The organism is Jiangella alba (assembly GCF_900106035.1).
Taxonomy (GTDB): Bacteria; Actinomycetota; Actinomycetes; order Jiangellales; family Jiangellaceae; genus Jiangella; species Jiangella alba.
The window spans coordinates 3,097,501-3,108,528 of the sequence record NZ_FNUC01000004.1 but is presented as its reverse complement, the minus strand read 5'-3'; the positions used below and the strand labels follow the sequence as shown (position 1 = coordinate 3,108,528).

Sequence of the window (11,028 nt, the reverse complement as noted above, 5' to 3'; positions counted from 1 at the left end):
GGGAGCATGCGGATTCTCGTGGTCGAGGACGAACGGATCCTGGCCGACGCGGTGGCCGAGTGGCTGCGGCGCGAGTCGTTCGCCGTCGACCTCGTCTACGACGGCGACGCCGCGCTCGAGCGGCTGTCGCTGCACGCCTACGACGTCGTCGTGCTCGACCGCGACCTCCCCGGCACCCACGGCGACGACGTCTGCCGCTCGATCCTCGGCTCCGGCGCCGAGCCGCCGCGCATCCTCATGCTCACGGCGGCCGCCGGCATCCGCGACCGCGTCGGCGGGCTGGGCCTCGGCGCCGACGACTACCTCACCAAGCCGTTCGCGTTCGCCGAGCTGTCCGCCCGGGTGCACGCGCTGCTGCGGCGGGCCCGGCCGGCCGCGCCGCCGGTGCTGCAGCGCTCCGGCATCCGGGTCGACCCCGCTCGCCGCCAGGTCTCCCGCGACGGCCGTCCGGTCGCGCTGGCCAACAAGGAGCTGGCGGTGCTGACCGAGCTGCTCCGGGCCGACGGCGCCGTCGTCAGCGCCGAGCAGCTGCTGGAGAAGGCGTGGGACGAGAACATCGACCCGTTCACGAACGTCGTGCGGGTCACGATGATGAAGCTGCGCCGCAAGCTCGGCGACCCACCCGTCGTCGAGACCGTTCCCGGCGCGGGATACCGGCTGCCGTGACGCGCTCGACCCTGCGGCTGCGGCTGACCACCCTGTACGGCGGGTTGTTCGTGCTGGCCGGCGCGCTGGTGCTGGCGGTCACGTACCTGCTGGTGCGGCAGAGCCTGGACGCGGTCACCGACCCCGACCGCGAGTCGTCCGACCTCGCCGCGCTGCGCGCGTCGGCGGCCGTGAGCGGCAACGTCGACGACGTGGTCGCGCAGGTGCAGGCGCAGCAGGACGCCCTGCAGGACGCCGCGCTCGACTCGCTGCTCACCCAGGGCGGGGTGGCGCTGCTGGCCGTCGGCGCCGTGGCGGCGGGCGCCGGCTGGCTGGTCGGCGGGCGGGCGCTGCGCCCGCTCAACGCCATCACCAGCACGGCGCGCCGCATCGCCCGCGGCGGCGGCGCGCGCGGCCTGCACGAACGCATCGCGCTCACCGGCCCGGACGACGAGGTGAAGCGGCTCGCCGACACCTTCGACGACATGCTCGAACAGCTCGATCGGTCCTTCGACGGCCAGCGCCGGTTCGTGGCCAACGCGTCGCACGAGCTGCGCACGCCGCTGGCCCTCAACCGCGCGCTGGTCGAGCTGGCCGTCACCCGGCCCGGCGCCGCCGACGAGACCCGGCGGCTGGGCGCCGCGCTGCTCGCCGTCAACCAGCGGCACGAGCGGCTCATCGACGCCCTGCTGACCCTGGCCGACAGCGAGCATGCCGTCACCGACCGGTCGCCGGTCGCGCTCGCCGGCCTCGCCGCGCAGGTGGCCGAGCAGGCCGCCGCCGAGGCCGACCGGGCCGGTGTGGCGGTGCGGATCGGGCCGCTGCACCCCGCCGCGACCGCCGGTGACCCCGTCCTGCTGGAGCGGCTCACGCAGAACCTGGTGGAGAACGCCGTGCGGCACAACGTCGCGGGCGGCTGGCTGGCGGTGTCGACGGCCGCCGGCGCGGGCACCGTCACGCTGGTGGTCGCGAACACCGGCCCGGACGTCCCCGGCGACGAGGTCGAGGCGCTGTTCCAGCCGTTCCGCAGGCTCGGCGACCGGCGCGCGGGACCGAACCGCGGCTTCGGCCTCGGCCTGTCGATCGTCCGCGCGGTGGCCCGGGCCCACGGCGGCGACGCGACCGCCGCCGCCCGTCCCGGCGGCGGGCTGACGGTCACCGTCACGCTGCCCGCGCGGCCGGGCTGACGCCCCGGCCGCCCCGCCGCCCCGCCGACAAGTTGATCATGGAGAAAGTCGGGTTCTCAGGCCTGGGAAGCCCCCCTTCTCCATGATCAACTTGAGTGGAGGGCCAGCGGGGGCGATCGTCGCGTCGTCCAGCTGACGTGATCAGGGCCGTCCGGCGAGGCGGTCGAGCCACTGCTCCAGTAGCGCCTGCTCGGCGGCGGTGAGCGAGTCCGCGCCGCCGCCGTCGGTGTGCAGCGCCTCGCGCAGCGCGACCGCCCGTCCGACCAGCGGCGGCACCCCCGCGTCGGCCGCGGGGACGGCGTCGGAGACCACGGTGCGCAGCACGGAGTCGCGGGCGAGGTCGGCCAGCGAGCGGTCGCGCTCGGCCTCCGGCGTTGCGATCAGCGTCAGCACCACCCCGACGCCGGTCGCGTGCATGAGCCGGGCCGCCGACTCGACGCTCATGGTGAGGCGCCCGGCCGCCGCGACCCGGCCGAGCAGCCGGTGCAGGATGGCCGCCGCGTCGGCCGCGGCCGACCCGCCGGCCCGCCCGTTGCCGTACATCAGCACGTAGAACGCCGGCCGCGACAGCCCGAACTCGACGTGGAGGTCCCAGCCGCGGCGGAGGTCGGCCACCGGGTCGTCGGTCTCACCCATGGCCCGCTTGTCGCCCAGGTACTGCTCGAAGCCGTACGCCGCGACCGCGTCGAGCAGCCCGTTCATGTCGCCGAACAGCCGGTACAGCGTGGGCGCCTGCACACCGGCCGCGGCGCTGACGGCGCGCGTCGACACGGCGTCGCGGCCCTCGCGCTCGAGCAGCCCGGCGGCCGCGCGCAGGACGCGGCCCCGGGTGTCCGTCGCCTCCTCCGTCGTCATGGAATCAACGATAACCAACTTGCGTTAGCATCGCTACCACATCACTGCTAACGTCGAAGTGTTAGCAGTGGAAGCCACGAAGGAGCCGTCATGCGCACGACCACCCTCGGCAGCACCGGACCCACGGTCTCCGCCCTCGGCCTGGGCCTGATGGGCATGTCCGACCTCTACGGCCCGGCCGACCGCGACGAGTCGGTCGCCACCGTCCACGCCGCCCTCGACGCCGGCGTCACCCTGCTCGACACCGGCGACTTCTACGGCATGGGCGCCAACGAGCTGCTGCTGCGCGACGCCCTGCGCGGCCGCGACCGCGACGACGTCGTCGTCAGCGTGAAGTTCGGCGGCCTGCGCGGGCCGGACGGCGCCTGGCTGGGCTACGACACCCGGCCGGTCGCGGTGAAGAACTTCGCCGCCTACAGCCTACGCCGCCTCGGCACCGATCACATCGACGTCTACCGGCCGGCCCGGCTGGACCCGGCCGTGCCGATCGAGGAGACCGTCGGCGCCATCGCCGAGCTGATCCAGGCCGGCTACGTCCGCCACGTCGGGCTGTCCGAGGTGGGCGCCGAGACGCTGCGCCGCGCCGCCGCCGTGCACCCGATCGCCGACCTGCAGATCGAGTACTCGCTGCTCTCCCGCGGCATCGAGGCGCAGGTGCTGCCCACCGCCCGCGAGCTCGGCATCGGCGTGACGGCGTACGGCGTGCTCTCGCGCGGGCTGCTCAGCGGGCACTGGCGCCCGGACCGCGAGCTGGCCGCCGGCGACTTCCGCGCCACCGGCCCGCGGTTCCAGTCGGGCAACCTCGAGCACAACCTCGCGCTGGTCGAGGCGCTGCGCGGCGTCGCGGAGCAGAACGGCGCGACGGTCGCGCAGGTCGCCATCGCCTGGGTCGCCGCCCAGGGCCCGGACATCGTGCCGCTGGTCGGCGCCCGCACCCGCGCCCGGCTGACGGAGTCGCTCGGCGCCATCGGCCTGACGCTCGGCGCCGACGACCTCGCCCGCATCGAGCGGGCCGTGCCGGCCGGCGCGGCCGCGGGCAACCGGTACGCCGACTACGCCTACGCCCACCTCGACAGCGAGCGCTGACGGCCCGCATTCACCCGGCCGCCCGGCGGCGTTCACCGCGGCGCCGTCCGGGTCTGGCTACCTGTCGGTGATGTCCGCCGACGCGCCGTCCGGGTCGCCGCGGGCCACACTGGTGGCCGGCGCGGCGGCGTCGACGACGGTGGTGGTCGCGGTCACGCTGGCCGGCCCGATCCCGGGCGTCGTCCTGCCGGACGGGCCACTCGGGCTGTGGCGCGCCGCCGGCGAGGGACGGCCGGCATGGGCGCTGCTGGCGGTGGCCGCCATCGCGGCGCTGTCGCTGCTGTTCGTCCGGCTGTACCTGCTGGCCCGCGACCACGTCGTCGACGTGCGGTTCGTCGCGCGGGCGGCGGCCGCGTGGACGGCGCCGGTGCTGCTGGCGCAGCCGATCCTCAGCCTGGACGCGTACTCGTACGTCGCGCAGGGGCGGCTGCTCGTCCTGGGCATCGACCCGTACACGACCGGCCCGATCGTGTTCGGCGCCGGCCCGCTGCTGGACCCGGTCGCGCCGGTCTGGCGGATGACGCCGGCGCCGTACGGGCCGCTGTCGCTGACCCTGCTGGGCTGGTCGGCCGACGTCACCGGCGCGCAGCACGTGCCGTTCGTGCTGCTGCTGCGGATGCTGGCGATCGCCGCGGTCGTCGTCGGGACGGTGGCCGTGGCGCGGCTGGCCCGGCCGGGTGCGCGGCCCGCCGCCGTCGCGCTGGTGGCGGCGAACCCGGTGGTGGTGCTGCACCTGATCGGCGGCGTGCACCTGGACGTGCTGGTCGGCGCGCTGGCGCCGGTCGTGCTGCTGGCGGTGCGCCGGCGCTGGTGGTGGCTGGCGGCGCTGGCCGCGGCGGCCGCGTTCGCGCTGAAGCTGCCCGGGCTGGTCCTGGTCGGCTACGTGCTGTGGGCGCGGTTCCGGCGGCCCGAGCGGCGCTGGGCCGGGACCGCCGCGGTGCTGACGGTGACGGCCGTCGTCGTCCTCGGTGCGGCGGCCACGGTGCCGGACGGCTGGGGCTGGATCTCGACGCTCGACACCCCGGGCCGGGTGGAGCTGCTGTACACCGTTCCGGCGGCGGTCGCCGGCGTCGCGTACGGCCTGACGATGGGCGGCGTCGGCTTCGGCACGTTGCTGGACGGCGCGCGGATGCTGTGCGCGGCCGCGGGCGCGGTGCTGATGGGCTGGCTGGTCGTCCGCGCCGGTCGGCCGTCGCTGCCGGTGCACCGCGCCGGGACGCTGGTCGGCGCCGCGCTCGTGGTGCTGGCGCTGGCCGCTCCCGTCATCCACGCCTGGTACCTGGCGTGGGCGCTGACGCTGCTCGCGGCCGGCGCCGGGGTGGTCGGGCAGCGCCGGCTGATCGGGCTGAGTATCGCGCTGTGCTTCTCCGCGCTGCCGGATCCGCTGACCCGCTGGCACCACGGCCTGTTGCCGGTGACGCTGCTGCTCCTGGTGGCGACGCTGGCGCTGACGTTCTGGTGGCTGGCCGACGCGCGCCGGCGCCCGCCCGGTGAGCGGGCGGACGCCGGGGCGGCCGATCTGACGGTCAGCGGCGCGGCTTGACGCCGTTGACGGTCCGGGTGTCGTAGGCGAAGGTCAGCACGGCCGAGCCGATGACGTCGGCGTTGATGTCCAGCGCCTCGGTGTTGACGTTGCCGACAAGGTCGTACTCCGCGCTCAGCGCGTCGTAGATCGCGTCGTCCTGGCCGTCGCCGGTCAGGTTGTCGCAGAACCCGTGGTAGCAGGGGTCGTACGGCACGTTCGCCAGGCCGCCGTACAGCTCTGCCTGCTCCTCCGACTTCGCGCCCTCGGCGCCGGTGAACAGCCCGCCGGCCGGGATGTCCGCCTCGATGAACGCGCCGTAGTCCGAGCGCCCGGAGAACTCGCTGTCGTTGAACGGCTGGTTGCGGCGGGTGTAGATCTTCTCGAACACGTCCTCGATCTGCGCCGAGCCCTCCGGGATGAACCCGTCGGGGGCGGTGCCGCTGGAGTTGTCGCCGTCGTAGATGCCGAACATGTAGTTGGGCGAGGCGACCATGTCGAAGTTCAGGTAGAGCGCGATCCTGTCCCGCTCCTCCTGCGTGAGATCCGGCACGTAGAAGTTCGAGCCGAGCAGGCCCGACTCCTCCGCACCCCACCAGGCGAAGCGGACCTGGTTCTTGAGGTTCTGCCGGTTGATCTGGATCGCCGTCTCCAGCAGCGCGGCGCTGCCGCTGCCGTTGTCGTTGATGCCCGGGCCGTCCTGGACGCTGTCGAGGTGCGCGCCGGCCATGACGACGTTGTCCGGGTTGCCCTTGCGGGTCTCGGCCAGCACGTTGTACGTCGTGCGGATGTCGGCGGTGAAGTCGACCTTCACCCGGACGGTCGTGCCCGGCGTCTCGGCCAGGCTGGCGCCGGCGTCGAACGTCGCGAACACGGCCGGGATGGCGAGGCCGGTGGCGTCGCCGATCATGCCGACCAGCCCGGTGCGGCCGACCTGGCCCTCGTTCATGACGACCACGCCGGCGGCGCCGGCCGTCTGCGCGTTGAGCACCTTGACGGCGAAGCCGCAGGTGCCGCGCTGCACCAGCGCGATGCTGCCCGGCGCCATGCCGGCGAAGTCGGCGGCCTCGCAGCCGCTGGTCGACGTGTTGTCCGGCAGGCCCGGGGCGTCGAGGCGGACGTCGGCGGGGAACAGCGCGCCGGTGGCCTCGCCCTGCGGGGAGCCGGTGTCGAAGTCGTTGCGGATGAACTCGCTGCCCTCTTCGTAGGTGCGCGGGTTCGGGCTGATCCGCTCCAGCTCGGAGCGCTCGTCGAAGTACTCGAACTCGAACTCCTGGACCTCCGGCGTGTAGCCGGCCGCCTCCAGCTGCTCGACGACGTAGTCGACGGAGGCCGCGTAGCCGGGGAGCCCGGAGGCGCGGTTGCCGCCGTTCTCGTCGCTGATCTCCTGGAAGGCCTCGAGGTGGCCCATGACCGCCTCGAGGGTGATGAGCTTGTTCATCTGCCGGATCGCGACGTTGTCGCTCGCCGCCTGAGCGGGTGCGGCGAGCAGACACGTCGCGGCGAGCGCGCCGGCACTCGCCACGGCGGCCACGCGCCTGGTCGGTCGTCTCGTCATCGGGCAACCTCCTGCACAGGTTCCTGGATGCCGGCCTGCGGACCGGAAAATGATGACCGTGACACTAGACGGCCCGGCGTCCTTACAGAAGACCTCGGCCGTGTCGGGTTTGTGACGGTTGACGGTGGCCAGCGGGCCGCGCCGCATGTCCGCCGGCCACGTAGGCTGGGCTGCGCGGTGCCGTGAGCGGCGCGCCCGGAGCGGGCGCGGCCGCCGGGGCGAGAGGAGTGACGCGCACCCGATGACCAGCGTCGCCACCGGGTTCGCCGTCATCGTCTCGATCATCGCCGTCGGCTACGTGCTGGGCCGCACCGAACTGCTCGGCCCGGCCGGTCCGACCGTCCTCACCCGGCTGGCGTTCTGGGTGGCCAGCCCCGCCCTCATGTTCCACACCGTCGCCGAGGCCGACCTCGGCGTCATCGTGGCGACACCGCTGATCGCGACCACCGGCAGCGTCGTCGTCGTGCTGACGGTGTTCGCGCTGGTGGGCTGGTGGCGGCGGTGGGGTGTCTCGTACACCACGCTGGGCGTGCTGTGCGCGGGTCTGGTGAACGCGGGCAACCTCGGCCTGCCGATCGCCGCCTACGTCCTCGGCGACGCGTCGCTGGTGGCGCCGATCCTGCTGATGCAGAACATCGTCATCGTGCCGGTGGCGTTGACCGTCCTCGACCTCGCCGGCCGCGGCGCGTCGATGCCGGTGTGGCAGCGGTTCCTGACGCCGCTGCAGAGCCCCATCACCGTCGCGTCGCTGGCGGGCGTCGTGATCGCCGCCTCGGGGGTGACGGTGCCGGAGCCGCTGATGGAGCCGTTCGTGCTCGTCGGGGCGATCTCGATCCCGGCGGTGCTGATGGTGTTCGGGATCTCGCTGCGCGGCAGCAGCCGGCCCGGCCGGGGCCCGGACCGCGGGCCGCTCGCGCTCGCCGTCGTGCTGAAGACGCTCGTGCATCCGGCGGTGGCGTACCTGCTCGGCCTGGCGCTCGGCCTCTCGTCCGCCGAGCTGCTCGCCGTCGTCGTGTTGTCGGCGCTGCCGACCGCGCAGAACGCGTTGACGTTCGCGCTGCGGTACGGGCAGGCGCAGGTGCTCGTGCGGGAGGCCATTCTCCTGACGACGGGGTTGTCGTTGCCGGTGCTGGTGGTCGTGGCCGCGCTGCTCAAGTAGCGGCTATCCGCCGGTGTCGAGGGTCAGCTGCACCGCGGCGTCGGCGCGCTGCAGTCCGGTGACGGTGATGCCGGCCTTCTCGACCCGCACGCCGCCGGCCGGCAGCAGCGACCGGGCGGTGCTCGCCAGCCGCCGCGCGTCGGCGGTGGGTTCGAGCAGGCGGGCGCGGCCGCGGTGCTCGAGGCGGTTGGCGTACTTCAGCGCGACGCTGACGACGGTGCAGGTGAAGCCGCCGTCATGCAGCCGCCCGGCCAGCTCCCCCGTCAGCAGGTCGACGTCGACGCCGCTGCCGCGCGGGACGGCCCGCTGGACGCTGTAGGAGCGCCGGGGGCGTTCGGGCCGCACGGTGGCGTCGTCGGCGCCGGTGGCGATGGCGGCGAGCCGGCGGGCCATCTGGGTGCCGGCGATGTCGCGCAGGTGGTCGGGATGCACGACGGCGATGTCGGCGACGGTGCGGATGTTGTGCTGGCGCAGCCGTTCCCGCGTGACGTCGCCGACGCCCCAGAGCTCGTCGATGAGGAGGGCGGGGCGCAGGTAGCGTTCCTCGGCCGGCTGGATGACGCGCAGGCCGCGGGGTTTCACCGACCGGGACGCGAGCTTCGCCATCAGCTTCGTCCGCCCGGCGCCGACCGTCACCGGCAGGCCGGTCTCGTGAGCCACCGCCCGCTGCACCGACGCCGCCAGCTGGTCGACGGTGGCCCACGGCGTGGCGCGGGTGTCGAGGAACGCTTCTTCCATGGAGCCGGGCTCGACCCGTGCGGCGAACCGCCCGAGCACCGCGAAGAGCGCCGTGCTGGCGGCGGCGTAGGCGTCGGAGCGCAGCGGGACGAGCCGCAGCCGCGGGCACACCGCCACGGCCTCGCCGACGGACATGCCGGCCTGGACGCCCCACTCGCGCGCCTCGTAGCTCGCGCACGCGATGACGACGTCGCCCGCGGCCATCGGGATGCCCCTCAGCCCCGGGTCGTCGCGCTGCTCGACCGCCGCGAAGAACGCGTCGACGTCGACATGCAGCAGCGGTCCGCCCGGCAGCGCCCGGGCGAACTGGTCTCCCCCGCTCGGCAACGCGACGAGGGCCTCTGGTTCGGCGTCGATGGGATCAGCCTAGGGGCAGGCACTGACGAGGTCCGCGACGCCGGCAACGACCGAACGTGGCGGTGGGAGCGCCGGGGGCAAGGGAGGAGCCGGGCGGTTGTGGTGCGCAAGGCTGGGCGGCGGGCGGTGTGTTCGCGCGGGTTGACGTGAGTGACAACTGTTGGCGTTCTCGTCACCCCCGGCGGCACCAACACCGCCGCCACTATGCCGACGGCCGCTGCCACGACCGCCGCCACCGTGGTCGCCTGCCCGGCCGATTCGACCAGAGTGGCGCGGATCGAGCCCGGCCCGGCGCCGTGACAGCACGGAAGCTCGCGACGGCGCTGTGGTCGGGGTGGCGTGGACGTGGCGTAGACGTGGCGAAGGGCCGCCCCGGCGGGGGAAGCCCTTCATTCTGGTCAACTCTCCGCAGCCGCGTCTGGTTCCCGGATCGGAAGCCGAATCTGCGGACTGCTGCCGTGCTGCCGCGAACCGTCACCGGCCGCGTCGGCACACCCGGCGTCGTTCAGCGCGCACGGCGACGGGCCGCGGGTGGCGGTGCCGGGTGGGTGGTGGTGGACGTGGTGAAGGCCCACCCCGGGTTGTGTCGTGGGGTGGGCCTTCACTTTGGGTGTGTGTCCGGCGGTGTCCTACTCTCCCACCCCCGCTAGAGGGCAGTACCATCGGCGCTGGAGGGCTTAGCTTCCGGGTTCGGAATGGGACCGGGCGTTTCCCCTGCCGCTATGACCGCCGGCACGTCTATGGAGTTGTGCACCGGCCCTGGCACCGTCCACCCGTACCCGCCGCGTGGGGGTGTGGGTGTGTGCCTGGGGGTGGTGCCTGTTCGTTGGAACAGAACCGTATAGTGGACGCGAATTTTCGTCTTCAGCAGGTCACCCCACAAGAAGGGGGTGTGTGTGGTCAAGTCCTCGGCCTATTAGTACCGGTCAGCTTCACCCATTTCTGGGCTTCCACGTCCGGCCTATCAACCCAGTCGTCTAGCTGGGGGCCTTACCACGTCAACCGTGTGGGAGACCTCATCTTGAAGCAGGCTTCCCGCTTAGATGCTTTCAGCGGTTATCCCTTCCGAACGTAGCCAACCAGCGGTGCTCCTGGCGGAACAACTGGCACACCAGAGGTTCGTCCGTCCCGGTCCTCTCGTACTAGGGACAGCCCTTCTCAAGTCTCCTGCGCCCGCAGCGGATAGGGACCGAACTGTCTCACGACGTTCTAAACCCAGCTCGCGTACCGCTTTAATGGGCGAACAGCCCAACCCTTGGGACCTGCTACGGCCCCAGGATGCGACGAGCCGACATCGAGGTGCCAAACCATGCCGTCGATATGGACTCTTGGGCAGGATCAGCCTGTTATCCCCGGGGTACCTTTTATCCGTTGAGCGACAGCGCTTCCACAAGCCACTGCCGGATCACTAGTCCCTGCTTTCGCACCTGCTCGACCTGTCGGTCTCACAGTCAAGCTCCCTTGTGCACTTGCACTCGACACCTGATTGCCAACCAGGCTGAGGGAACCTTTGGGCGCCTCCGTTACCTTTTGGGAGGCAACCGCCCCAGTTAAACTACCCACCAGGCACTGTCCCTGATCCGGATCACGGACCGAGGTTAGATATCCAGTACGACCAGAGTGGTATTTCAACGTTGACTCCACCGACACTGGCGTGCCGGCTTCACAGTCTCCCACCTATCCTACACAAGCCGAACCGAACACCAATACCAAGCTATAGTAAAGGTCCCGGGGTCTTTCCGTCCTGCTGCGGGTAACGAGCATCTTTACTCGTAGTGCAATTTCGCCGAGTCCGTGGTTGAGACAGTGGGAAAGTCGTTACGCCATTCGTGCAGGTCGGAACTTACCCGACAAGGAATTTCGCTACCTTAGGATGGTTATAGTTACCACCGCCGTTTACTGGCGCTTAAGTTCTGAGCTT

Annotated in this window: 8 protein-coding genes and 2 rRNA genes (1 of these 10 only partly in view); 5 read left to right on the top strand and 5 right to left on the bottom strand. The window is 72.4% G+C overall.

Features of this window, described 5'->3' with window-relative positions; genetic code table 11:
* Nucleotides 1-6: 6 nt before the first annotated feature.
* Nucleotides 7-666, top strand: a complete 660-nt coding sequence (locus BLV02_RS32320) for a response regulator transcription factor (protein ID WP_171906842.1) — start codon at nt 7-9, stop codon at nt 664-666.
* Nucleotides 663-1,832, top strand: a complete 1,170-nt coding sequence (locus tag BLV02_RS32315) for a sensor histidine kinase (protein ID WP_069113777.1) — start codon at nt 663-665, stop codon at nt 1,830-1,832. The genes BLV02_RS32320 and BLV02_RS32315 overlap by 4 nt, the downstream gene beginning before the upstream one ends.
* Before the next feature lie 141 nt (nt 1,833-1,973).
* On the opposite strand, the gene BLV02_RS32310 is transcribed toward BLV02_RS32315, so the two are convergent.
* Nucleotides 1,974-2,687 carry a TetR/AcrR family transcriptional regulator gene (locus BLV02_RS32310; protein ID WP_069113778.1) on the bottom strand — a complete coding sequence of 238 codons (714 nt, stop codon included), beginning with the start codon at nt 2,685-2,687 and terminating at the stop codon, nt 1,974-1,976.
* Nucleotides 2,688-2,777: 90 nt separating this feature from the next.
* Between BLV02_RS32310 and BLV02_RS32305 the strand changes: the two genes are divergently transcribed.
* On the top strand, nt 2,778-3,773 hold the full coding sequence (locus BLV02_RS32305; protein ID WP_069113779.1) for an aldo/keto reductase: 996 nt from the start codon (nt 2,778-2,780) through the stop codon (nt 3,771-3,773).
* Between the two features lie 70 nt (nt 3,774-3,843).
* Nucleotides 3,844-5,316 (top strand): polyprenol phosphomannose-dependent alpha 1,6 mannosyltransferase MptB, encoded by a 1,473-nt coding sequence (gene mptB / locus BLV02_RS32300; protein ID WP_141711757.1) that lies wholly within the window; start codon nt 3,844-3,846, stop codon nt 5,314-5,316.
* On the opposite strand, the gene BLV02_RS32295 is transcribed toward mptB, so the two are convergent.
* Nucleotides 5,300-6,853: a M28 family peptidase gene (locus tag BLV02_RS32295; RefSeq protein WP_069113781.1), complete on the bottom strand. Its 1,554-nt coding sequence runs from the start codon at nt 6,851-6,853 to the stop codon at nt 5,300-5,302. The two genes, mptB and BLV02_RS32295, sit on opposite strands and share 17 nt — an antisense overlap.
* 241 nt (nt 6,854-7,094) lie before the next feature.
* Between BLV02_RS32295 and BLV02_RS32290 the strand changes: the two genes are divergently transcribed.
* Complete coding sequence (locus tag BLV02_RS32290) at nt 7,095-8,012, top strand: AEC family transporter (protein WP_069113782.1); 918 nt, start codon at nt 7,095-7,097, stop codon at nt 8,010-8,012.
* A gap of 3 nt (nt 8,013-8,015) precedes the next feature.
* Here the strand turns inward: BLV02_RS32290 and BLV02_RS32285 are convergent, their stop codons facing one another.
* From BLV02_RS32285 to BLV02_RS32275, 3 genes are all read right to left on the bottom strand, one after another.
* The gene (locus BLV02_RS32285) at nt 8,016-9,077 is read right to left on the bottom strand and encodes a Y-family DNA polymerase (protein ID WP_069113783.1); all 1,062 of its coding nucleotides are present in this window, start codon (nt 9,075-9,077) and stop codon (nt 8,016-8,018) included.
* Nucleotides 9,078-9,723: 646 nt separating this feature from the next.
* Nucleotides 9,724-9,841, bottom strand: a 5S ribosomal RNA gene (gene rrf / locus BLV02_RS32280).
* A 162-nt stretch (nt 9,842-10,003) separates the two neighbouring features.
* A 23S ribosomal RNA gene (locus tag BLV02_RS32275) occupies nt 10,004-11,028 on the bottom strand; it runs 2,094 nt beyond the window's last position.

Coding starts and splice junctions, on each gene's coding strand:
- BLV02_RS32320 (WP_171906842.1), top strand. CDS start 7: ATGCGGATTCTCGTGGTCGAGGACGAACGGATCCTGGCCGACGCGGTG.
- BLV02_RS32290 (WP_069113782.1), top strand. CDS start 7,095: ATGACCAGCGTCGCCACCGGGTTCGCCGTCATCGTCTCGATCATCGCC.
- BLV02_RS32310 (WP_069113778.1), bottom strand. CDS start 2,687: ATGACGACGGAGGAGGCGACGGACACCCGGGGCCGCGTCCTGCGCGCG.
- mptB (WP_141711757.1), top strand. CDS start 3,844: ATGTCCGCCGACGCGCCGTCCGGGTCGCCGCGGGCCACACTGGTGGCC.
- BLV02_RS32295 (WP_069113781.1), bottom strand. CDS start 6,853: ATGACGAGACGACCGACCAGGCGCGTGGCCGCCGTGGCGAGTGCCGGC.
- BLV02_RS32305 (WP_069113779.1), top strand. CDS start 2,778: ATGCGCACGACCACCCTCGGCAGCACCGGACCCACGGTCTCCGCCCTC.